The organism is Streptomyces sp. NBC_01445 (genome assembly GCF_035918235.1).
Classification (GTDB): domain Bacteria; phylum Actinomycetota; class Actinomycetes; order Streptomycetales; family Streptomycetaceae; genus Streptomyces.
Map to the genome: position 1 here is coordinate 993792 of NZ_CP109485.1, position 23708 is coordinate 1017499.

The following is a 23708-nucleotide window of genomic DNA, read 5'->3' on the forward strand; positions in this document are numbered from 1 at the left end:
CCATGACCCAGCTGGAGTCGTGGCCGAACCTGGTAAGTGGCTCTCCCCGGTGCGCCGTAGGGCGCTCCTTCGGGACAGCGGGGTGCGACATCGTGCATTTCCATGCCAACGATGCGGCAGATCTGTACCTCACCCGGACGGCGGTCGAACGCCTCCTTCCGCAGCTGCGCGACAGCACCGCGATCCGGGTGCGCCCCGGCGCCTCGTGGATCACCGTGCTGCTCGACTGCGACGACGACGTGGCGCTCCTGCTGACACTCATCAGCGTGGCGCTCAAGGAACACGACGCGGTCAGGGGGCCCGAGGAGGAGTACGGCGGACCGCGCACCGCCCGTACGGCTCCGCCCTGCGACTGGGAGCCGCGGGCGATGCCTTCGCCGCGCGCGGCCGGACCGGTGGCAGCGTCCGCTCATCACGGCCGCGTGCACGACGCGTGGAAGGCCGTCGGCCGGATGCTGCCGCACGGCCACTGACGGGAGCGCCGGGGTGCGTGAGCGGGAGTACGCGACGGAGGCTCGGCAACTGACGTCGGCCGCACGTCAGTTGCTCCCGCTCGCCGCTGTCTCGGCGCCCCGCGCCGCCCCCGTGCTGTCGCGCTCGATCAGTCGCGGCAGCGGCACCTGGACCGTCCGCGACGGGCCGCCGTCCAGGAGTGCCGTCAGTTCCTGGGCAGCGGTGCGGCCGAACTGGACCGTGTCGCGGGACAGTGCCGACAGCCAGGGCTTGACCATGCGGCACAGCGGGGAGTCCTCCCAGGCCACCACCGACACGTCGCCGGGGACCGAGAAACCCAGCTCACCGGCGGCGGCGACCCCGGCGACGGCCATCACGTCGTTGTCGTAGACGAGCGCAGTCGGGGGTGTGTCGCCCTCCATGACGCGGCGCGTGACCGCGGCGCCCTCGGCGTCCGAGTAGTCCGTGGTCACGGAGCGCACCTCGGTCAGGCCACGGCGCTCGGCCTCGGCGCGCAGGGTGCGGATGCGCCGCTCGGTGTGCGCGAGGCCCGGCAGGCCTGCGATGTGGACGATGCGGCGGTGCCCGAGCGCGTACAGCTCGTCGACGACCGACGCCATCGCGCCGGCGTCGTCCGCCCACACCGTCGACATGCCAGGATGCTCCGCGTCGGGCACTCCGCCGATCACCACGGCGGGCAGCCCGAGTTCGTCGAGGAGTGCGGGGCGCGGGTCGGCCGTGCGGGGGTCGACGACGAGCACGCCGTCCACCCGGTGCTCGGCCCACCAGCGCCGGTAGACGGCGCACTCGGCCTCGACGTCCTCCACCACCTGGAACAGCAGGCCGAGGTGACGCTCCGCCAGGACTTCCTGTATGCCGGAGATGAGCTGGAGGAAGAACGAGTCCACGCCCAGCGTGTCCGCCGGGCGTGCCACGACCAGGCCGACCGTGGCCGCGCCTTCGCCGGACAGGGCGCGGGCCGCCGTGCTGGGCCGCCAGCCGAGCTGCTCGGCCACCCGCCGCACCCGGTCGCGGGTCACCTCGGAGACTCCTGGCCGGTCGTTGAGCGCGAAGGACACGGCGCTCTCCGAGACACCCGCCCTGAGCGCGATGTCCTTCATGGTCGGTCGGCGCGCGGGAGACCGCTTGGCTGGCACAGGTGCCCCTTTCCCCGTGGAACCCCGGTGGGCCCCGACCAGCCTAGCGCATACGGTCAGACACTAATGCGCTTGAGTTCAAGACTCTAAAGCGCATTAGTTTCGCCTTGCAAAAGGTCTACTCCACTGCTCTGACCTGGTGTCCTTCCAGGCGACTCCTGGCAGTTCCAGAGAATGCATTGACTTTTTCCGTGATCGCAATGCAGGGTCTGCACGGCAACATTCGACGCCGCCGCAAAGGAGCCGTGTCACCGTGCCCATCTCTCGCAGAGCACTAGCCGCTGCCGCCGCCATCGCTGTCGTCCTGCCGCTGAGCGCGTGCGGTTCCGGGGGTGACGACAGCGGCTCGACGGACGCCTCGGGCAAGATCGAAGGCAGCATCACGTTCCAGACGTGGAACCTCAGGGCCAACTTCAAGCCGTACTTCGACGGCCTGGTCAAGGACTTCGAGAAGAAGTACCCCGGCACGCACGTGAAGTGGATCGACCAGCCGGGCGAGGGTTACGCCGACAAGATCAGCGCGGATGCCGCCGGAGGCACGCTGCCCGACGTCGTCAACGTCTCCCCCGACCTCGTCGCCCCGCTCGCCAAGGCCGGCCTCGCGCTCGACCTCGACAAGGCGGCGTCGAAGTACAAGAAGGAGTACCTGCCGGGGGCCTGGGCGAGCCACCAGATACCGGGCATGGACGGCACGTACGCCTTCCCCTGGTACCTCAACACCGGGCCGCTGTTCTACAACAAGAGCCTGTTCAAGAAGGCCGGACTCGACGCGTCGCAGCCCCCGAAGACGTACGACGCGCTCTTCGACGACGCACTCCAGCTCGCGAAGAAGAGCAAGGGCAAGGTGGCCACGCTCGCCAACGTCCCCACCATCGAGGACTTCGGCCGCTACGGCGCTCCGCTCATGAACAAGGAGGGCACCGGCTTCGCGTTCAACGACGCCAAGGGTGTCGAACTCCTCACGAAGTACAAGGAGTTGTACGACGCGAAGGCGCTCGACCCGCAGGCGCTGACCGCGACGCCCGAGTCGACCGGCAAGAAGTTCCTGACCGGGGCCGTGGCGATGAACCCGGGCAGCGCGCTCGACCTGTCGAAGTTCAAGAAGGACGCGCCCAGCCTCTACAAGAACATCGGGATCACGGACCAGATCACCAGCACCGGCAAGGTGAACATGTACGTGATGGGTGTGATGGTGAACTCGCGCTCCAAGCAGAAGCCCGCGGCCGTGGCGTTCGCGCACTACGTCACCGACGCGCAGCACCAGATGGAGTTCGCCAAGAAGGTCGCCATCTTCCCGAGCACCGCGGGCTCCCTGGACGACCCGTACTTCACGAAGCAGGACGGCTCGGACGAGACGCGGGTGCGGATCGCCGCGGCGGACTCGCTGAAGTCCGCGGTCAACTACACGCCGGTCCTGTTCAGCGAGCAGATGAAGACCGAGCTGCGGAACTCCGTGGCCAAGGCCCTCCAGGGCAAGGAGAGCCCCAAGACCGCACTTGACAACGCTGTCAAGGCCTGCGACCGGCTGCTCCAGCAGCAGGGCTGAGCCCCGGAGCCGTACATCATGACGAGTCCCCTTCCGACCGTGAAGACCGCCGCCAAGACCCCGGCGAACGCAGAGGTGACGTCACCCGCGAAGCCCTCGGGCGAGCGGCCGGTCTCCCGCGTCCGACGCCATCTGCCCACCAGCCCCTGGCTGTTCGCCGCTCCCGGGCTGCTGGTCGTCGCCGTCTTCATCCTGTATCCGTTCGTCTCCACCGTGGTCAACTCCTTCACCGACCGGCGGACCCTGATCCCCGGTGAGTTCGTGGGCCTGGCCAACTTCCGGGAGCTGCTGCACGACGACATGTTCTGGACGGGGCTGCGCAACAGCGTCCTGTACATGGTCGGGGTCGTCCCCGCCCTCGTACTCCTTCCGCTGCTGCTCGCCCTCCTCGTCCAGAAGAACATCCCGGGCATCACCTTCTTCCGGTCGGCCTTCTACACGCCGGTGGTCGCGTCCATCGTCGTGGTCGGCCTGATCTGGGTGTGGATGCTGGACGAGCGCGGCCTGGTGAACTCAGTTCTCGAAGCCGTGGGGATCGGCAAGGTCGGCTTTCTCAGCGACCAGTGGCTGCTCCTGCTGAGCGCCATGGCCGTCACGGTCTGGAAGGGCCTCGGCTACTACATGATCATTTATCTGGCGGCGCTGGCCAACGTGCCGCGCGAGCTGCACGAGGCCGCCTCGGTGGACGGTGCGGGAGCGGTGCGCCGCTTCTTCACCGTCACCGTGCCCGCCGTGCGCTCCACCATGGTCCTGGTCGCCGCGCTCTCCTCGGTCGCCGCCTTCAAGGTGTTCTCCGAGGTCTATCTGATGGCGGGGCCGAACGGTGGCCCCGCGGGCGAGGACACCACGCTCGTGATGCTCGTGCAGCGCACCGGCACGGGCCTGACCGGCCGCGTCGGCTACGCCTCGGCGATCTCCGTCGTCGTCTTCGTCGTCACCGTCGCGCTGATGCTGCTCGTGCTCCGCGCCGACCGGAAGGAGGACGCGTGAGCGTCACCGAGGACGTCCGCGCCACAACAGCTCCGGATCCGGGGCCCGTTCGGCGCCGGCGCGCGCCGGGCGTCACCGACGAGAACGGCCGGCGCATCCGCGTCTGGGAGCTCGTACTGCGCTACGCGCTGCTGCTCGCCGTGCTCGCGATCACCGTCGGGCCCTTCCTCTGGCAGCTGTCCACCTCCCTCAAGGGAACGCACGAGGACATCTTCAGCTCCCCGCCGAAGTTCCTGCCCGGCGATCCCACTCTCCACAACTACGAGCGCGTCGCCGACACCATCCCCGTCTGGGACTACGCGTTCAACTCCCTGAAGGTCGCCACCGCCAACGTGGTCACCAACTGCGTCGGCTCCGCTCTCGCGGGCTACGCGCTCGCCCGGCTGCGCTACCGCGGCCGGAAGATCGCCACCCTCGTGTTCATCCTCGCGATGCTGGTGCCCGTCGAGAGCATCGTGATCGCGCAGTTCACTACGATGCGCGAACTCGGCCTCAACAACACCCTCGTCGGCGTGGTCCTGCCGGGCTGCATCGCCGCCATGAACGTCCTGCTGATGCGCAACGCGTTCCTCAATCTGCCGTACGAGATCGAGGAGGCGGCCTACGTCGACGGGGCGAACGCCTGGCAGCGCTTCCTGCGGATCGCGCTGCCGTCCGTGAAGGGGACGCTCGCGGTCGTCGCGATCTTTGCGTTCATGGGCGCCTGGGACGACTTCCTGTGGCCTCTGATCGTGCTCAGCGACCCGGCGAAGTTCACCCTCACCATCGGCCTGAACTATCTGCACGGCACCTTCGCCAACGACGAGCGGATCGTCGCGGCCGGAACGATCATCGCCGTCGCGCCGCTGATCATCCTCTTCGCCTGCCTCCAGCGGTACTTCTTCCGCGGGGTCGGCGAGGGAGCCGTCAAGGGCTGACGCCCGTACCGCGGACATCTCGTCACCGAGGCCCCCACGTACCACAGAACCAGGACTCCGCATGACTTCTGCCGTGCGCTTCGGCGTCAACTACACACCCAGCCAGGGCTGGTTCCACCACTGGCTCGACTTCGACCTGGACGCCGTGCGCGCCGATCTCGACTCGATCGCCGCGCTGGGTCTCGACCACATCCGGGTGTTCCCGCTGTGGCCCTACTTCCAGCCCAACCGCACCCTGATCCGTCCGCGCGCCGTCGAGCAGCTCGTCCAGCTCGCCGACGCGGCGGCCGAACGCGGGCTCGACGTGAACGTGGACGGTCTGCAGGGCCACCTGTCGAGCTTCGACTTCCTGCCCGCGTGGACGCAGACGTGGCACAGGCGGAACCTCTTCACGGACCCTGATGTGGTCGAGGGCCAGGAGGCGTATCTGCGCACGCTCGCGGGGGCGCTCGCCGACCGGCCCAACTTCATCGGCATGACGATCGGCAACGAGGTCAACCAGTTCGCGGCGGGCCCGCACCCCGACCCGGACCGCATCACACCGGAGCAGGCGGGGAGTTGGCTGCGCCGTGTGCTCGCCGCGTGCGAGGAGGGCGCGCCGGGGCGGACCCATCTGCACGCCTCGTACGACGCCGCCTGGTACCAGGACGACCAGCCGTTCACGCCCGCGCACTCCGCACGGCTCGGCGCGCTCACCGCGGTGCATTCGTGGGTGTTCAACGGTACGGCGCAGCGCCACGGCCGCACCGGGACGGCCACCGAGCACCATGCCGCGTACCTCGTCGAGCTGTCCAAGGCCTGGGCCGGCGATCCGCACCGGCCCGTCTGGCTGCAGGAGGTCGGCGCGCCCGCGCCGCTCGTCCCGGCCGAGCACGCGGCGCACTTCACCGAGGCCACCGTCGAGAACACGCTCGACTGCCCGGACCTGTGGGGCGTGACGTGGTGGTGCTCGCACGACGTCAGCCGTGATCTCGCCGACTTCCCCGAACTCGAGTACAGCCTCGGGTTGTTGACGAGCGAGCGGCAGCCGAAACCCGCGGCGAAGGCCCTCGCCCGCATCGTCGCGGACCGGCGCGCCCGTCCCTGTGCACCCGCGCCACGCACCACCGCGCTCGTCGTCGACGCCGGTGACGACGAGGCCGCCCCGAACCGCTCGGTGTGTGCCCCCGGCGGCGCCGTCTTCGAGGCGTTCGTCCGGCTCACGGCCGACGGGGCCCGGCCCACCACGGTCCTCGCCGGCCGCGCCGACGACAAGGAACATCTGATGGCGCGCGGCATCACCGAAGTGGTCACACCGGACCACGTCACACGGACCGTCGGCACGGCTCCGTAACCGGTCGAACCCGATGCGGACCGCACGATTCGAGGTGCGCCGCGTCGGGGAGTTGTACAGCGTCCCGCCCGCCCCGCCTGGTGATCACCCGCACCTCGGACCTTACGGAGTACCCCTCATGCATGACGACCGCACCCTGGTCGAAGCCCGTCTCAAGCGCGTCCTCGACGAGCGCATCCGACCCGCCGTGTACCCCGAGTCCGTGCCGCTGGAGATCGCGGTGTGGAACGCGCCGGGCGAGCCGGTGCCGGTCGAAGAAGGGCTCGCGGCGACGCCCGAGCCGATCGCGGTGGGCGCGCGCTGGGGCGCTCCGTGGGCCACCTGCTGGTTCCGCGTCACCGGGACCGTGCCCGAGGCCTGGGCGGGCCGGACCGTCGAGGCGATCCTCGACCTCGGCTTCGACGAGAACATGCCCGGCTTCCAGTGCGAGGGCCTGGTCTACCGCCCGGACGGTACTCCGGTGAAGGGCCTCAACCCACGCAACCAGTGGGTGCGCGTCGGCGCCCCGGTGGAGGGCGGCGAGGAGGTCCGCCTGCACATCGAGGCGGCGTCCAACCCGGTCATCCTCGACTACCACCCCTTCCTGCCGACGCAGTTGGGCGACAAGGAGACCGCGGGCAGCGAGCCGCAGTACACGCTGGCGCGGATGGATCTCGCGGTCCTCGACGAGACCGTTTGGCAGCTCGTCATGGATCTCGAAGTGCTCGGGGAGCTGATGGCCGAGCTGCCGGTGGAGTCCGCGCGGCGCTACGACATCCTGCGCGCCGTGGAGCGCGCCCTGGACGCGGTCGATCTCCAGGACGTGAACGGCACGGCGGCCGCCGCCCGCGAGCGGCTGACGGGCGTCCTGGCCACGCCCGCCGTACCGTCGGCACACCGCATCAGCGCCGTCGGCCACGCGCACATCGACTCGGCGTGGCTGTGGCCGCTGCGCGAGACGGTGCGCAAGGTGGCGCGGACGACGTCCAACATGACGGCGCTCCTGGAGGACGAGCCCGACTTCGTCTTCGCCATGTCGCAGGCCCAGCAGTGGGCGTGGGTCAAGGAGCACCGGCCCGAGGTGTGGGCGCGGGTGAAGAAGGCGGTCGCCGACGGGCGATTCGTGCCGGCGGGCGGCATGTGGGTGGAGTCGGACACCAACATGCCGGGCTCGGAGGCGATGGCCCGTCAGTTCGTGCACGGCAAGCGGTTCTTCCTCGACGAGTTCGGGATCGAGAACGACGAGGCGTGGCTGCCCGACACGTTCGGGTTCGCCGCGGGCCTTCCGCAGATCATCAAGGCCGCGGGCTCCAAGTGGCTGCTCACGCAGAAGATTTCGTGGTCGCAGACCAACAAGTTCCCCCACCACACGTTCCAGTGGGAGGGCATCGACGGCACCCGGATCTTCACGCACTTCCCGCCCGTGGACACGTACAACTGCTCCATGAAGGGCAGTGAGATCGCCCACGCAGCGAAGAACTTCAAGGACAAGGGGGTCGCCCGGCACTCGCTCGCGCCGACCGGCTGGGGTGACGGGGGCGGCGGCACGACGCGCGAGATGGTCGCGAAGGCGGCCCGTCTCCGTGACCTCGAAGGGTCCGCGACGGTGGTGTGGGAGACACCGGAGGAGTTCTTCAAGAAGGCCGAGGCGGAGTACCCGAACCCGCCCGTGTGGGTCGGCGAGCTCTACCTCGAACTCCACCGCGCCACGCTGACCTCCCAGGCCAGGACGAAGCAGGGCAACCGGCGCAGCGAGCACCTGCTGCGCGAGGCCGAGCTGTGGGCCGCGACCGCTGCGGTGCGGGCCGGATTCCCTTACCCGTACGAGGAGTTGGACCGGATCTGGAAGACGGTGCTGCTGCACCAGTTCCACGACATCCTGCCCGGCTCGTCGATCGCCTGGGTGCACCGCGAGGCGCGCAGGACATACGAGCGGGTCGCGGAGGAGCTGAACGGCATCATCGGCGCGGCCCAACGCGCCCTGGCCGGTGAGGGCTCGGGGACGCTCGTCTTCAACTCGGCGCCGCACACCCGCGACGGCGTGCCCGCGGGCGGCGCCCGTAACCCGGTCATCGAGGGCGAGGCCGCGATCGCTTCGCGCGCGGCGGGCGGGTTCGTCCTGGACAACGGGCTGTTGAGGGTGGAGATCGACGACCGGGGCCTGGTCGTGTCCGCGTACGACCTCGTCGCGGGTCGCGAGACCGTGGCGCCGGGCCGGGCCGCGAACCTGCTACAGATCCACCCGGACTTCCCGAACATGTGGGACGCGTGGGACGTCGACGAGTTCTACCGCAATACCGTGACGGATCTCGTGGACGCCGACGAGGTGGCCCCCGGTGAGGGCGCGTCGGTGCGCATCGTGCGCAGCTTCGGAGACTCGCGTGTCACGCAGGTCGTCTCGCTGACGGCGGGTGAGCGGCGGCTCGGCATCGACACGGAGGTCGACTGGCACGAGACGGAGAAGTTCCTGAAGCTGGCGTTCCCGCTGGACATCCACGCCGAGCGGTACGCGTCCGAGACGCAGTTCGGGCACTTCTTCCGGCCCACGCACACCAACACCAGCTGGGAGGCGGCCAAGTTCGAGGCGTGCAACCACCGGTTCGTGCACGTCGAGGAGCCCGGCTGGGGCGTCTCGCTCGTCAACGACTCGACGTACGGCCATGACGTGACGCGGACCGTGCGGGACAGCGACTCGGGCACGACGACCACCGTCCGTGTCTCGCTGCTGCGCGCGCCGCGCTTCCCCGACCCCGAGACCGACCAGGGTGTGCACCGCTTCCGGCATGCGCTGGTGCCGGGCGCGGCGATCGGGGACGCGGTCCGCGAGGGCTACCGGATCAACCTGCCGGAGCGGCACGTGACCGGATCCGGCGAGGTCGCTCCGCTGGTGGACGTCGACCAGGACGCGGTCGTCGTGACGGCGGTCAAGCTGGCCGACGACGGCAGCGGCGACGTGGTGGTCCGCTTCCACGAGTCCCGCGGCGGCCGGGTGCGCGCCACGCTCACGGCGGGCTTCGAGGTCGCGGCCGCGGCGGCGACGGACCTCCTGGAGCGTCCGCTCGCCGACGCGGCGGCCCCGGAGCGCGACGGCGACCGGATCACACTGTCGCTGCGCCCCTTCGAGCTGGTGACGCTGCGTCTGAAGCGGGCCTGAGCCGGCGTTGTCGTCCGGTGGGCCGGTGACGGAACCGGCCCACCGGACGGCGCGTTCAGTCCTCCGCGCCGGGTGCCGTCCCGGCCTCCCGGGACAGCAGGATCAGGCTGCGGGCCTCGACCAGCACATCGGTGCCCGGCTTGTGTTCCATCTCGTCCGCGACACCTCGCGGGTCGGTGGTGTCGATCCGGGTGGTCCACCGCTCGCCGTAGGTGGCGTCCGGGAGGCGGAAGCGGACCGGCTTCCAGTAGCTGTTGAGGAGCAGCAGGAAAGAGTCGTCGACCACCGGCCGCCCGTACGGAGTGGGCTCGGCGATGGCGTCGCCGTTGAGGAACACGGCGACCGAGTGGGCGTCGCCGCGCTGCCAGTCGTCGTCCGTCATCTCGCGCGCGTCCGGGCGCAGCCACACGAGGTCGGGCAGGGGCTGACCCTCGTGGGTGTGCGTGTCGCCGCGGAAGAAGCGGCGGCGGCGCAGCACCGGGTGGGCGGCGCGCAGGGCGATGGTGCGCCGGGTGAACTCCATCAGTTCGCGCTGGTCGTCGTTCAGGCGCCAGTCGATCCAGGAGATCTCGTTGTCCTGGCAGAAGGCGTTGTTGTTGCCCTGCTGGGTGCGGCCCAGTTCGTCGCCGTGGGCGAGCATGGGGATGCCCTGGGAGAGCAGCAGCGTGGCGAGGAGATTGCGCTGCTGCCGGCCACGCAGTTCGAGCACGCCTTCGTCGTCGGTGGGCCCCTCGGCACCGCAGTTCCACGACCGGTTGGTGCTCTCGCCGTCCCGGTTGTTCTCGCCGTTGGCCTCGTTGCGCTTGCCGTTGTACGAGACCAGGTCGCGCAGCGTGAATCCGTCGTGGGCGGTGACGAAGTTGACGCTGGCGCGCGGGCGGCGGCTGTCGTGCTGGTAGAGGTCGGAGGAGCCGGTGAGCCGGGAGGCGAACTCGGCGAGGGTGTTCTCGCCGGAGCGCCAGAAGTCCCTTACGGAGTCGCGGTACTTGCCGTTCCACTCCGACCACTGGGGCGGGAACTTGCCGACCTGGTAGCCGCCCTCGCCGACGTCCCACGGCTCGGCGATGAGCTTGACGCGGCCGATCACCGGGTCCTGCTGGATCAGGTCGAAGAACGCGGAGAGCCGGTCCACCTCGTGGAACTGCCGGGCCAACGTCGCCGCGAGGTCGAACCGGAAGCCGTCGACGTGCATCTCGGTGACCCAGTACCGCAGGGAGTCCATGATGAGCTGGAGCACGCTGGGGTGCCGCATCAGCAGGCTGTTCCCGGTGCCGGTGGTGTCGTAGTAGTGCGCAGGGTCTCCGTCGACGAGCCGGTAGTAGGACGCGTTGTCGATGCCGCGGAAGGAGAGCGTCGGGCCGTTCTCGTTGCCTTCCGCCGTGTGGTTGTAGACGACGTCGAGGATCACTTCGAGGCCGGCCGCGTGCAGCGCCTTCACCATCGACTTGAACTCGGAGACCTGCCCGCCGCGGCTGCCCCGGGCGGCATACGCGTTGTGCGGGGCGAAGAAGCCGATCGTGCTGTAGCCCCAGTAGTTCGACAGGCCCTGGTCACGCAGGAAGCCGTCCTGCGCGAACTGGTGCACCGGCATCAGCTCCACCGCGGTCACGCCCAGCGAGGTCAGGTGCTCGATGACCGCCGGGTGCGCGAGGCCCGCGTAGGTGCCGCGCAGTTTCGCCGGGACCTTGGGGTGGGTGCGGGTCAGGCCGCGTACGTGGGCCTCGTAGATGACGGTGTCGGCGTACGGGCGCAGGGGCGGGCGGTCGTTGCCCCAGTCGAAGGCGCTGTCGGTCACCACGGCGACGAGGGTGTGCGACGCGCTGTCGGCCGGGGTCGGTCCGCCGGCCGTCCGCTCGAAGAGTGACGGGTCGTTGTCCATCTGTCCGTCGATGGCCGTGGCGTACGGGTCGAGGAGCAGCTTCGCGGGGTTGCAGCGATGGCCCGCCGCCGGGTCCCACGGGCCGTGCACGCGGTAACCGTAGCGCTGGCCGGGGCCGACGGCGGGCAGATAGCAGTGCCATACGAAGCCGTCGACCTCGGTCATGGTGACCGTGTCGTGGGTGCCGTCGTCGTGGAGGAGGACGAGGTCGACGCGCTCGGCGACCTCCGTGAACAGGGCGAAGTTCGTTCCGTCGCCGTCGAATGCCGCGCCGAGGGGATAGGGGCGTCCGGTCCAGGTGAGCATCCGGCCACCGTACGGATGATCTTGGAGTCGGTGTCGTCACCGCGCCGCCCGCACCCCGTCTGCCGCGCGCCCGGCCCCTCGTGTGCCGCTGTCCTGGCACGCCGCCGGGCCGCGGCTGCCGAAGCAGACCGCGGCCCGGTGCGACACGCTCCGGACGGAGCGCGGTGCTGATGTCACATCACCGGCGTCGGGCGTACCACCCTGCGTGGGACGGACAGTTCGGGCCCGCGCGCACGGGCCGCCGGGGCGGCGGCCACGAGCGGATCCGCGACCGCTGACCCCGCGAACGCCGGGACAGGCACCTCGCGCGGCATCTCGAGCGCTTCGCTGATGCGCGGCGGGGGTCCGACCGGGAGCAGCGGGGCGCGCTCTCCGAGACGGGCACGGCGCGAGAACCAGATGATCTTTCCCGTGGCGGTGGCGCAGCCGCCCCAGCCGTCGCTCAGCGCGGCAATCTCCGCGAGGCATCCCTCCTTCGGGGCGTAGTGCGGGCCCGGCAGGTCACGCTCGTGGTCGGACACCGCGGTGATCAAATGCTGGCCGTTCCACCACATCTCAACGGCGGTGTTCTTGTCCGTGGCGTGCTCGTCGATCGTGTGAAGCAACACCTCGACGCCGCGGCAGACGGGGTCGACGAGCATGTCCAGCTTCCAGTACCGGAGGTGGGCGGCCAGGATGCGCCTGACCTGCCCTACACGCTCCGAGCTGACCTCGACGTCGAGGTGGTAGTAGCAGGGCACTGCTGTATTCATCGTCTTCGGCTCCTCACCGGCGAAGCTCCCGCTCGTTGCTCGCCCCCTACGGGCCATACCCCGAACACGTAGCGTGAGCACTGATCGCTCCTGAGTCAGCCTCAGCATGAGAGCGCTACTCCATTCGTGCAACACGAGGAGCCGCTCCCGGCGTCGTTGAAGCTCCAACAGGACGGGAAGTGCCGCCAAATGCACCATGGAACGGGGTACCGATCGGCGTAATGGTTCGGTACCTCTCCGTGCACGGCCGCAGCGCACCGACCCGGTGCACCGTGCGCATCGAAGAGTGGGAAGTGAACAGCGACATGTTGCTGCCTACCAAGACCGAAGTCGCCAGTCATCTGGCGCAGTACCGCGCATGGGAACGCCTGCGGCTGGCGGCCCCCGCCGACCGCCAGGTGCGGGCCCACTTCGAGGACACGGCCTACACGTTGTGCGTGCTGATGGGAAAGCGCTGCGGGCGCGAGGCCGCCGACGCGGCCGAGCACTATCTCCGTCCCAGCGTGGAGCATCCGCCCATGGCCGCCCCGCCGCTCGCGGCGCCCGCGGTCGCCGTCGCCGCCCTCAGCGGGCCGTGACGCCGGACCCTCCGGCAGAAGCGGGACGCCGGCCGACACGCCTGAACCGGGGCATTTCCCGACAGGCCGAGCCCGGTCGGCTCCCGTAGCGTGTCGCCGGAGGGACGCAGCCCGTCGATGACACCCTGCTGTGCCCGGCCACGTGCCGGGCCAACTGGTGTGCGAGTGACGGCGCCTCCCGTGGCGCATGTGAACCCGGCGGGCCCCCGAGCGAGGACGGCCCTGCCTCGAGCACGGCGGAGGTGCAACTGATGAACCCAGGCACGGTGACGGGCCGCGTCCCGATCGTGGACGTCCTCCCGGCCGTCGACTGCGGCAGGCGTCCGGCGAAGGCGGTCCCGGGCGAGACGTTCGAGGTCTCCGCCACGCTCTTCGGCGAGGGCCATGCCGCCGTCTCCGCCAATGTCGTGCTGCGCGGCCCCGACGGCCGGCCGGGCCCGTGGACCCCGATGCGTGAACTGTCCCCGGGCAGCGACCGCTGGGGCGCCGACGTCACTCCGACGGCCGTGGGCAACTGGACGTACTCGGTGGAGGCGTGGGGCGATCCCGTGTCCTCGTGGCGCCGGGCCGCCGGCATCAAGGTCCCGGCCGGGATCGACACGGAGCTGATCCTGGAGGAGGGCGCCGCGCTGCACGAGCGTGCCGCCGCCGGCGTTCCGGAAGGCGCGGGACGCAACGCGGTCCTCGCGGCCGTGGACGCGCTCCGCGACGAGGACCGGCCTCCCGCCGCCCGCCGCGCGGCGGCCCTCGCGCCGGACGTGACCGCCGCGCTGGCGGAGCATCCGCTGCGCGAAAACATCTCCCGCTCGGCGCCCCTGCCGCTGCTCGTCGAGCGCGAACGGGCGCTGTACGGGGCCTGGTACGAGATGTTCCCGCGCTCCGAGGGCGCCGTGGTCCGCGAGGGCGAACGCCCGGTGAGCGGCACGTTCCGCACGGCGGCCGAGCGCCTTCCCGCCGTCGCCGCCATGGGTTTCGACGTGGTCTATCTGCCGCCGATCCACCCCATCGGCACCACCTTCCGCAAGGGGCCGAACAACAGCCTGTCGGCCGATCCGTGGGATGTCGGAGTGCCGTGGGCGGTCGGCTCGCCCGAAGGCGGTCACGACGCGATCCACCCGGACCTCGGCACGCTCGACGACTTCGACGCGTTCGTGCGCCGGGCCGGGGAACTCGATCTGGAGATCGCGCTCGACTTCGCCCTCCAGTGCTCCCCGGACCACCCGTGGGTGGAGAAGCACCCGGAGTGGTTCGAGCACAGATCCGACGGCACGATCGCGTACGCGGAGAACCCGCCGAAGAAGTACCAGGACATCTACCCGATCGCGTTCGACCAGGACATGCTGGGGCTGATCGAGGAGACCTCCCGGGTCCTGCGCTTCTGGATGCGTCACGGGGTCCGCGTCTTCCGCGTCGACAACCCGCACACCAAGCCCGTCATGTTCTGGGAGCGGGTGATCTCCGACATCAACCGCAGCGACCCGGACGTCGTGTTCCTCGCCGAGGCCTTCACCCGGCCCCCGATCATGCGGGCGCTCGCCAAGGCCGGTTTCCAGCAGTCGTACACGTACTTCACCTGGCGCGACACGAAGCAGGAGCTCACCGAGTACCTCACGGAGCTCTCCCGGGACACGGCCGCCTACATGCGTCCCAACCTGTTCGTGAACACACCCGACATCCTGCCCCGCTACCTCCAGAAGGGCGGCCGCCGCGCCTTCGAGGTGCGCGCCGTGCTCGCGGCCACACTCTCCCCGACCTGGGGGGTGTACGCCGGATACGAGCTGTGCGAGAACACCCCGGTCCGCGAGGGCAGCGAGGAGTACCTCCACTCGGAGAAGTACGAACTGCGGCCGCGCGACTGGGAGTCGGCCGAGCGCGAAGGGCGCTCCATCGCCCCGCTCATCACCACCCTGAACCGCGTCAGGCGGAACCACAGCGCCCTGCGCCTGCTCAGGAATCTCCACTTCCACCGGACCGACAACGACGCGCTGATCGCGTACAGCAAGCGCTCGGGCCCCGACACGGTCGTGGTGGTCGTCAACCTCGACCCCCACCACACCCAGGAGGCGACGGTTTCTCTGGACATGCCTCAGCTCGGACTCGACGCGCACGCGAGCGTGCCGGTCCACGACGAGCTGACCGGCGAGACATACCAATGGGGCAGGACGAACTTTGTGCGCCTGGAACCGGGCCGCGCGCCCGCGCACATCCTCACCGTCCTGCGACCGTCCTCACCGCCCACCGGAGGGTCACCCACCACATGATCGTCAACAAGCCCGTCCAGGACAAATTCGAGGACACCCCCACCAAGGACAGGGATCCCGACTGGTTCAAACGTGCCGTCTTCTACGAGGTCCTCGTCCGCTCCTTCCAGGACAGCAACGGCGACGGAGTCGGCGACCTCAAGGGCATCACGTCCAGGCTGGACTACCTCCAATGGCTGGGCGTCGACTGCCTCTGGCTGCCGCCGTTCTTCAAGTCACCACTGAGGGACGGCGGTTACGACGTCTCCGACTACACGGCGGTCCTGCCCGAGTTCGGCAATCTCGCGGACTTCGTTGAGTTCGTCGACGCCGCGCACCAGCGCGGGATGCGCCTGATCATCGACTTCGTCATGAACCACACGAGCGACCAGCACCCGTGGTTCCAGGAGTCCCGCAAGGACCCCGACGGGCCGTACGGCGACTACTACGTCTGGGCCGACGACGACAAGAGTTACGAGGACGCGCGGATCATCTTCGTCGACACCGAGGCGTCGAACTGGACCTTCGACCCGGTGCGCCAGCAGTACTACTGGCACCGCTTCTTCTCGCACCAGCCGGATCTCAACTACGAGAACCCGCGCGTCCAGGAGGAGATTCTCGCCGCGCTGCGCTTCTGGCTGGATCTCGGCATCGACGGCTTCCGGCTCGACGCGGTGCCCTACCTCTACGCCGAGGAAGGGACCAACTGCGAGAACCTCCCCGCGTCCCACGCCTTCCTCAAGCGCGTACGGGCCGAGGTCGACGCGCACTACCCGGACACGGTCCTGCTCGCCGAGGCCAACCAGTGGCCCGAGGACGTGGTCGACTACTTCGGCGACTACGCCTCCGGCGGCGACGAGTGCCACATGGCGTTCCACTTCCCCGTCATGCCACGGATCTTCATGGCCGTGCGCAGGGAGTCGCGCTACCCGGTCTCGGAAATTCTCGCCAAAACCCCTGCCATTCCGTCGAGTTGCCAGTGGGGCATCTTCCTGCGCAACCACGACGAGCTCACGCTCGAAATGGTCACCGACGAAGAACGCGACTACATGTACGCGGAGTACGCCAAGGACCCGCGGATGCGCGCCAACATCGGCATCCGCCGCCGCCTCGCACCCCTCCTCGACAACGACCGCAACCAGATCGAACTCTTCACCGCCCTGCTGCTCTCCCTGCCCGGCTCGCCGATCCTCTACTACGGCGACGAGATCGGCATGGGCGACAACATCTGGCTCGGCGACCGCGACGCGGTCCGCACGCCGATGCAGTGGACCCCCGACCGCAACGCCGGCTTCTCGTCCTGCGACCCCGGCCGCCTCTCGCTCCCCACGATCATGGACCCGGTCTACGGCTACCAGGTCACCAACGTCGAGGCATCCATGTCGTCCCCGTCCTCGCTGCTCCACTGGACCCGACGCATGATCGAGATCCGCAAGCAGAACGAGGCCTTCGGCCTCGGCTCGTACACCGAACTCCCCTCGTCCAACCCGGCCGTGATCGCGTTCCTGCGCGAATACAAGGACGACCTCGTCCTGTGCGTGCACAACTTCTCGCGCTTCGCCCAGCCCACCGAACTCGACCTCCAGGCCTTCGACGGCCGGCACCCGGTCGAGCTCATCGGCGGGGTGCGCTTCCCCGCCATCGGCCGGCTCCCGTACCTGCTGACCCTCGCGGGCCACGGCTTCTACTGGTTCCGGCTCCGTAAGGAAGCCGTCAGCGCCACGTGGTGACCGGCGGCCCCACGCCCCTGGGTCCGTCTGTCCGCCCTCGAAAGGAGTCGTCGCCATGCCCAAGGCCGCACTGCAGAGTCCGACCGGCGTCAGCCCCTCTCTGCTGCTGAACTCACTCGCCGGTCTGCTGCACGAATGGCTGCCGCGGCAGCGCTGGTTCGCGGGGAAGGGCCGGCCCGTCACCGGGCTGACCCTGGCCTCGATGACCGAGCTGCACCCGGGCTGCCTGCACCTGCTGGTGCGTGCGGAGCACGCCGCGCAGGCGACCCGCTCCGGCTCGGGCACGCCCCCGGCCGACAATCTCTACCAACTCCTGCTCGGCGTAAGGGAGATGCTGCCGCCCTCGCTCGCGCCGGCCTTCATCGGCCGCGCGACCGAGGGCCCGCTGACCGGCCTCATGGTGTACGACGCCCTCCAGGAGCCCCGGTCCGCCGGGCTGCTCCTGGAGCGGCTGCGCCACCCGGGCGCGGCGGGCCCCCTGCGCTTCGAACGCGACCCGCAGGTCACCGTGCCCGCCGGGCTCACGCCACGCGTCCTCGACGCCGAACAGTCCAACACGTCGCTGGTGTACGGGGATTCGTTCATCCTGAAGGTCTTCCGGCGCGTCCAGGCCGGCGTCAACCCGGATCTGGAAGTGCCCTGGGCGCTCGCCCGGCAGGGCTGCACCCGCGTGCCGGGACCCGTCGCGTGGTTCCGCACCTCGCAGCCCCAGAAGGCGACACTCGGAGTCCTCCAGCCGTTCCTGCCCGACGCGGACGACGGCTGGACCCTCGCGCTCCGGTCGCTCGCCTCCGGCAGGGACTTCACCGACGAGGCGTACGAACTGGGTCGGGCGACCGCCGAGATCCATCTCGCGCTGACCGCGGCATTCCCGGTCGACGCCCCTGTGCCGCACCGCAACCGGCACCTGGCGGAGGCGATGACCGAACGCCTCGAATCCACGGCCCGTTCCGTGCCCGCGGTACTTCCGCACGCGCCCGGGCTGCGGGCCGCGTTCGACGCGTTCGCGCTCGTCGACTCGGCGCGGCCCGCGCAGCGGATCCACGGCGACCTCCATCTGGGGCAGGTGCTGTGGTCGGGGCAGCAGTGGTTCGTCATCGACTTCGAGGGCGAGCCGGCCCGCCCGCTCGCCGAACGCCGCCACGCGCAGTCCCCCGTACGCGATGTGGCGGGCATGCTCCGCTCCTTCGACTACGCGGCCCGCACCCGTCTGCCCTGGCGGCCCGAGTGGTCGCTGCGCTGCCGGGACGCCTACTGCGCCGGCTACGCGGCCGAGTCGAAGTCGGACCCGCGCGAGGAACCCGACCTGCTCCGCGCCTTCGAGACGGACCGGGCCCTTTACGAAGTGCTGTACGAAGCGCGGCACCGGCCCGACTGGCTGCCCGTGCCGATGGCGGCGATCAGCCGCCTCGCCGAACCCCGCTGAACCAGGCGGCGGCAACCCCGCCGTCCGCCTGCAGGACTCGCTCACCTCCGAGGAGACAGAACCGTGGCAGCTCGCAAGACCTCCGCCCCCAAGGCTGTCGGCCTGTCCGACAAGCCCGGCCCCGGTCGCCTCAAAGTCCTGCCCGCCCCCGTTCTGGACGGGGCGGACCGCGGACGCCTGCTGTGGGGTGAGCATCACGACCCGCACTCCCTGCTCGGCGCGCACCCGGTGGACGGCGGTGTCGCATTCCGGGTGCTGCGGCCTTACGCCCAGGCCGTCGCCGTATCGGTCAAGGGCCGGCGCGCGGAGCTCCGTGACGAGGGTGACGGTCTCTTCGCCGGGGTGCTGCCGCTCGACGCGATTCCCGCGTACACGCTGCTCGTGACGTACGACGGGGACGAGCGGGAGGTGGATGACCCCTATCGCTTCCTGCCCGCGCTCGGGGAGTTCGACCTGCATCTGATCGGCGAGGGGCGGCACGAGGAGCTGTGGACCGCTCTGGGCGCCCAGCCGATGACGCACGAAGGGGTCGCGGGCACCCGGTTCACGGTGTGGGCGCCGAACGCGCGGGGCGTACGCGTCTGCGGGGACTTCTGCGCCTGGGACGGCACCGCGTTCCCGATGCGGTCGCTCGGCTCGTCGGGCGTGTGGGAGCTGTTCCTGCCGGGCATCGGCGAGGGAGCGCTGTACAAGTTCGACATCACGCGCCCCGACGGTTCGCACACCGTGCGCGCGGACCCGCTGGCCCGGCGCACCGAGGTGCCGCCCGCGACCGCGTCCGTCGTGACGGAGTCGTCCCACACGTGGGGGGACTCCGCGTGGATGAAGATGCGCGGGCAGCGCCCGGTGCACGAGGCGCCCTTCTCGGTGTACGAGGTCCATCTGCCCTCCTGGCGCCCGGGCACGAACTACCGCGAACTCGCCGACCAGCTCGCCACCTACGTGAGCGATCTCGGCTTCACCCACGTCGAGTTCATGCCCGTGGCCGAGCATCCGTTCGGCGGGTCGTGGGGCTACCAGGTCACCGGCTTCTACGCCCCGACGTCCCGCATGGGCTCCCCCGACGACTTCCGCCACCTCGTCGACACCCTGCACCAGGCAGGCATCGGCGTGATCGTGGACTGGGTGCCGGCCCACTTCCCGAAGGACGACTGGGCGCTGGCGGGCTTCGACGGCACCGCCCTGTACGAGCCGCAGGACCCGCGCCGCGCCGAGCACCCGGACTGGGGCACCCTCGAGTTCGACTACGGCCGCAAGGAGGTCCGCAACTTCCTGGTCGCCAACGCCGTGTACTGGTGCGAGGAGTTCCACATCGACGGCCTGCGCGTCGACGCCGTCGCCTCCATGCTCTACCTCGACTACTCGCGCGAGGAAGGCCAGTGGTCGCCGAACGAGCACGGCGGCCGCGAGAACCTCGATGCCGTGGCCTTCCTCCAGGAGATGAACGCGACGGTGTACCGCCGCTGCCCGGGCGTCGTGACGATCGCCGAGGAGTCGACCGCGTGGGACGGTGTCACGCGGCCGACCCACCACGTCGGCCCCGGCGGTTTCGGTGGCCTCGGCTTCGGCCTGAAGTGGAACATGGGCTGGAGCCATGACTCGCTGCAGTACATCGCGCACGAGCCCGTGCACCGCAAGTACCACCACAACGAGCTGACGTTCTCGATGGTGTACGCCTACAGCGAGAACTATCTGCTTCCCCTCTCGCACGACGAAGTGGTGCACGGCAAGCGCGCGCTCGTGTCGAAGATGTCCGGCGACTGGTGGCAGCGGCGAGCCGACCACCGCGCGTACCTCGGCTTCATGTGGGCCCACCCGGGCAAGCAACTCCTGTTCATGGGCCAGGAGTTCGCGCAGGGGGCCGAGTGGTCGGAGGGGCACGGCCCGGACTGGTGGCTCCTCGACCCGGCCTACGATGCCGAGCCGGACCACCGCGGGGTCCTCGACCTGGTGCGCGACCTCAACCACGAGTACGCGGCCGCGCCCGCCCTCTGGGAACGGGACACCACACCCGAGGGGTTCTCGTGGATCACCGCGGACGCGGCCGACGACAACGTCCTCGCGTTCCTGCGGTTCGCGGCGGACGGCGCGCCCCTGCTGGCCGTGTGCAACTTCTCCCCGGCAGTCCGAGAGAACTACCGGCTCGGCGTGCCGGACTCGGTCCCCGGCTGGTTCGAGGTCCTGAACACGGACGCGGCAAGGTACGGCGGGGGCGACGTCGTCAACGCCGGCGTCCTCAAGCCGGACCCTCAGCCGAGCCACGGCCGGCCCGTCTCGCTCCAGCTGACAGTGCCGCCGCTGGCGACGGTGTGGCTGCGGCCGGCCTGAGGACCGTCCAGACGTCACTCGAAGGCCGCCGCCTCACGCAGGGCGGCGGCCACCCCTCCGTCACGGTCGAGGAGGTCGGCGGCCGGCTCGGCGCCGTCATCTCCGGCGTACGCCTCGGCGGCGACCTCTCGGTCGCGACAGTGTCCGCCGTCCGCTCCGCACTGCTGTTCCTCGGTACCGCTGTCCCCGGAATCCGTACCGGACCCGGCCTTCGGCATCGCTTCGGGGCGGGCCGGGCCCCGCTCCCCTCACACTTCGCGGACGTTCCCGAAAACGGCTGGACCCGGCCTGCCCCCGGCCCTACGCTCACCCTGTTTCACCCACGGTGTGAAACAGCTGAACCACCACTCGAACCAGAGACTTCTGCCCGGTGACGGAGTCGGCGTGGGGCGTGCGTCCCCGCTCCACGCCAGCATTGGACGGTTCCAGGCGATGACCACGGGTCGGCCCCTTCGGACGCCGACGGCCCCGGGTGGTCCGCCCCGTCGGGCAGCGAAAGGGACGCGCCGTGCCGTCGGCGACCTATCGCACCCTGCTCCGCACACCGGGTGCGGCTGCCTTCTTCCTGACCGCCACCATGGGCCGCGTGGGCATCGCCATGACGAGCCTCGGCATCGTCTGGCTGGTGCACGACCGGACCGGTTCCTATGCCACGGCCGGTCTGGTGACCGGCGGGTTCGCCGTCGCCGAGGCGCTCGCGGGACCCCAACTCGCCCGTCTGGCCGACCGTTTCGGCCAGTCGCGGGTCCTGCCACCCGTACTGTTCGCCCACGCCGCGGCGGTGACCGCGCTGCTGTGTCTGGTCGCGAGCGATGCCCCGGACCACCTGCTGACGACGGCTGGAGTCCTGGCCGGCGCCACCATCCCCCAGCTGGCTTCCCTGTCTGCGGCCCGCTGGTCGGCACTGCTGCGCGACGACCTGGCCCCGGCCCTGCCCACGGCGTTCGCGCTGGAGTCACTCGGCAACGGACTCGGCTACCTGGCAGGTCCTGCGCTGGTCAGCATGCTCGGGGCGAGCGGTCACCCTGCGCTCGGCACCCTGCTCGCGGCCGGTCTGGTGGTGGGCGGGGGCCTCCTGTTCGCGGCCCAGCGCCGTACCGCTCCCCCCGCCGTGAGCGCCGTCGAACGTGACCGCTCGGGCCGCTCGCTCCTGCGCCTGCCGTTCTGGGCCCTGGTCGGTGTCAGCCTCTCGCACGGCGTGTTCTTCGGCGCCATGCAGGTCTCGGTGGCTGCGTTCGCCGTCGAGCACGACGCTCCGGGCCGGGCCGGCTTGCTCTACGCCGTGTCGAACTGCACGGGCTTGCTGTCGGGCTGGCTGTACGGTCTGCGCCCCCGGCGAACCCCGCCACAGAACCAACTCGTCTACGCCACAGTCTGGTTGGCGCTCAGCTGCCTTCCCCTCCTCGTCGCCGACACGCCCCTGGGCGTCGGCGCGGCACTCGCCGCGACGGGCCTCGCCGTCCAGCCGATCCTGGTGCTGTCACCGGTCCTCGCGCAGGCGACGGCCCACCGGGCCGTCCTCACCCAGGCGTTCACGTGGCTCAACTCGGCGTCCGCCGCGGGTTCGGCGGGCGCGGCGGCGGTGTCAGGCCGTCTGATCGACTCGCACGGATCTCATGCCGGCTTCGCACTCGCGGCGGCGGCCGCTACGGCCATGGCGCTCCTGGCTGCGCCCCGGACCGGCGCGCGACGGACCCGCCGTACCGTGAGTGGCCCCCGGTCGGGCGGAGCGCGGTCGCCGCGGTCTTGACGGGGGGCGTCCCGTTCAAGGTGTGGACCGCAGCGGCGGTGCCTGCTGCGTCATCCCTGGTGGCTGGAGCAGAGGCGAGGGCTCTGGGCCGGGGTCATCGGTGTCGACGACTCCGGCGGCCGAGTGGTCGAAGCCGACGGGCCAGCGAGTCCGCTCGCTGGCCACGGCGCCTGTCAGGCGTGCTTCGAGAAGGTCGGCGGTCCTCAGGTCGGTGCCGCGCAAGTCGGCCAGGCGAAGGTCGGCATGACGGAAGACCGCGCCCTGGGCGTCGGCCTTGCGCAGGTTTGCCTCGCGCAGGTCGGTCTCGGTGAAGTCGGCGTCGCGCAGGTCGGTTGCGACCAGCTTCGCGCCCCGTAGGTCGGCCAGAGTGCAGCGAGCCCGGCGGAGAGTCGCAGTCGCGAGGTCGGCGTGCCGCAGGTTGACCGCGACCAGGGATGCCTGGGTGAGATTGGTGCGGTACAGGCCCGCCGCTTCCAAACAGGCGCCGTCGAGGTTGACCTCGGGGAACCACAGACCGTCGCAATCGGCCCGTCGCAAGTCGGTGCTGCCGAGATTGACCCAGGCCTGCTCCCTGTGCTGGCACAACACACCGAGCGCGGTCAGCGCCACCTGGGCGTCGGCCGCGCGGGTCTCCAGAGGGGCGATGTCGTTGATGGGCACGTTCGCCGCCGGCGATTCCGGACCGGTGAGTGGCCAGGGCAGGTGCGTACGCAGATATGCGGCCTGGATGGAGATGATGGCCTCCCGGTCGCGAGCCGACTGCTCCGCGATCCGCCACAGCGCGTGCAGCCCGCCGATGCGCACGTCCAGCTTGTCGCTGCCGAGCTGGTCGACCGCCCGGCTGAACCGGTCGGTCACGTAGCCCTCCTGGGTGGCACGCAAACCGTCCTGGCTCACCCGCAGTTGCCGCCACGTGGCGTAGGCGCCGAAGAGTACGACGAGACCGCCTGCCGCCTGCAGAAGCGCCGTACGGACATCGTTCACCGCCTTCAGGCGATCTTGCGCGGCGACGCTCGCCCCGGCGAGATCGTGGTCGACCACCACACCCGGCAGTACGACGAACACCGCGCCCAGAACGGCCAGCGCCGCCGCCCCGGCCAGCAGCGCTGCGACTTTACGATGCCTGATCAACCGGCCGAGCCACGCCTGCCGCCCGTTGCCCTGTCCCCCCGTGCCCATGGGCATGAGAG

17 protein-coding genes are annotated in these 23708 nt (G+C 70.3%); 12 read left to right on the top strand and 5 right to left on the bottom strand.

The features are described from left to right. Positions 1-92 precede the first annotated feature (92 nt). A complete protein-coding gene (locus OG574_RS04875) occupies positions 93-473 on the top strand; it encodes a luciferase domain-containing protein (protein WP_442816792.1) in 381 nt (126 codons plus the stop codon). Positions 474-539: 66 nt separating this feature from the next. On the opposite strand, the gene OG574_RS04880 is transcribed toward OG574_RS04875, so the two are convergent. Then, a complete protein-coding gene (locus OG574_RS04880; RefSeq protein WP_326772028.1) occupies positions 540-1610 on the bottom strand; it encodes a LacI family DNA-binding transcriptional regulator in 1071 nt (356 codons plus the stop codon). Between the two features lie 253 nt (positions 1611-1863). Between OG574_RS04880 and OG574_RS04885 the strand changes: the two genes are divergently transcribed. The 5 genes from OG574_RS04885 to OG574_RS04905 all read left to right on the top strand — a co-directional run bounded on the left by OG574_RS04885 (position 1864) and on the right by OG574_RS04905 (position 9529). Beyond that, complete coding sequence (locus OG574_RS04885) at positions 1864-3156, top strand: ABC transporter substrate-binding protein (RefSeq protein ID WP_326772029.1); 1293 nt, start codon at positions 1864-1866, stop codon at positions 3154-3156. Between the two features lie 18 nt (positions 3157-3174). Beyond that, positions 3175-4146 (top strand): carbohydrate ABC transporter permease, encoded by a 972-nt coding sequence (locus tag OG574_RS04890; protein ID WP_326772030.1) that lies wholly within the window; start codon positions 3175-3177, stop codon positions 4144-4146. Continuing rightward, on the top strand, positions 4143-5063 hold the full coding sequence (locus tag OG574_RS04895) for a carbohydrate ABC transporter permease (protein WP_326772031.1): 921 nt from the start codon (positions 4143-4145) through the stop codon (positions 5061-5063). Before OG574_RS04890 ends, OG574_RS04895 begins: the two co-directional genes overlap by 4 nt. A 61-nt stretch (positions 5064-5124) precedes the next feature. Beyond that, positions 5125-6396 carry a glycoside hydrolase 5 family protein gene (locus OG574_RS04900; RefSeq protein ID WP_326772032.1) on the top strand — a complete coding sequence of 424 codons (1272 nt, stop codon included), beginning with the start codon at positions 5125-5127 and terminating at the stop codon, positions 6394-6396. Positions 6397-6514: 118 nt separating this feature from the next. Next, positions 6515-9529, top strand: a complete 3015-nt coding sequence (locus tag OG574_RS04905; protein ID WP_326772033.1) for an alpha-mannosidase — start codon at positions 6515-6517, stop codon at positions 9527-9529. A gap of 55 nt (positions 9530-9584) precedes the next feature. On the opposite strand, the gene glgX is transcribed toward OG574_RS04905, so the two are convergent. Together glgX and OG574_RS04915 are read right to left on the bottom strand one after the other, a co-directional pair. Beyond that, a complete protein-coding gene (glgX, locus tag OG574_RS04910; RefSeq protein ID WP_326772034.1) occupies positions 9585-11714 on the bottom strand; it encodes a glycogen debranching protein GlgX in 2130 nt (709 codons plus the stop codon). A 173-nt stretch (positions 11715-11887) separates the two neighbouring features. After that, positions 11888-12466 carry a pep a2 gene (locus OG574_RS04915; protein WP_326772035.1) on the bottom strand — a complete coding sequence of 193 codons (579 nt, stop codon included), beginning with the start codon at positions 12464-12466 and terminating at the stop codon, positions 11888-11890. 305 nt (positions 12467-12771) lie between these two features. Between OG574_RS04915 and OG574_RS04920 the strand changes: the two genes are divergently transcribed. The 5 genes from OG574_RS04920 to glgB all read left to right on the top strand — a co-directional run bounded on the left by OG574_RS04920 (position 12772) and on the right by glgB (position 20768). After that, positions 12772-13044: a DUF5133 domain-containing protein gene (locus OG574_RS04920; RefSeq protein WP_100593842.1), complete on the top strand. Its 273-nt coding sequence runs from the start codon at positions 12772-12774 to the stop codon at positions 13042-13044. Positions 13045-13295: 251 nt separating this feature from the next. Then, complete coding sequence (locus OG574_RS04925; protein WP_326772036.1) at positions 13296-15305, top strand: alpha-1,4-glucan--maltose-1-phosphate maltosyltransferase; 2010 nt, start codon at positions 13296-13298, stop codon at positions 15303-15305. Further along, complete coding sequence (gene treS / locus OG574_RS04930; RefSeq protein WP_326772037.1) at positions 15302-17014, top strand: maltose alpha-D-glucosyltransferase; 1713 nt, start codon at positions 15302-15304, stop codon at positions 17012-17014. Before OG574_RS04925 ends, treS begins: the two co-directional genes overlap by 4 nt. A gap of 55 nt (positions 17015-17069) precedes the next feature. Beyond that, positions 17070-18440 (top strand): maltokinase N-terminal cap-like domain-containing protein, encoded by a 1371-nt coding sequence (locus OG574_RS04935; RefSeq protein ID WP_326772038.1) that lies wholly within the window; start codon positions 17070-17072, stop codon positions 18438-18440. 102 nt (positions 18441-18542) lie between these two features. After that, on the top strand, positions 18543-20768 hold the full coding sequence (glgB, locus tag OG574_RS04940) for a 1,4-alpha-glucan branching enzyme (RefSeq protein ID WP_326778365.1): 2226 nt from the start codon (positions 18543-18545) through the stop codon (positions 20766-20768). Positions 20769-20782: 14 nt separating this feature from the next. On the opposite strand, the gene OG574_RS04945 is transcribed toward glgB, so the two are convergent. Continuing rightward, positions 20783-20986, bottom strand: a complete 204-nt coding sequence (locus OG574_RS04945; protein ID WP_326772039.1) for a hypothetical protein — start codon at positions 20984-20986, stop codon at positions 20783-20785. A 290-nt stretch (positions 20987-21276) separates the two neighbouring features. Here OG574_RS04945 and OG574_RS04950 point away from each other — a divergent pair, with 290 nt between their 5' ends. Next, complete coding sequence (locus tag OG574_RS04950) at positions 21277-22518, top strand: MFS transporter (protein ID WP_326772040.1); 1242 nt, start codon at positions 21277-21279, stop codon at positions 22516-22518. Between the two features lie 15 nt (positions 22519-22533). Here the strand turns inward: OG574_RS04950 and OG574_RS04955 are convergent, their stop codons facing one another. Next, complete coding sequence (locus tag OG574_RS04955) at positions 22534-23697, bottom strand: pentapeptide repeat-containing protein (RefSeq protein ID WP_326772041.1); 1164 nt, start codon at positions 23695-23697, stop codon at positions 22534-22536. Positions 23698-23708 lie beyond the last annotated feature (11 nt).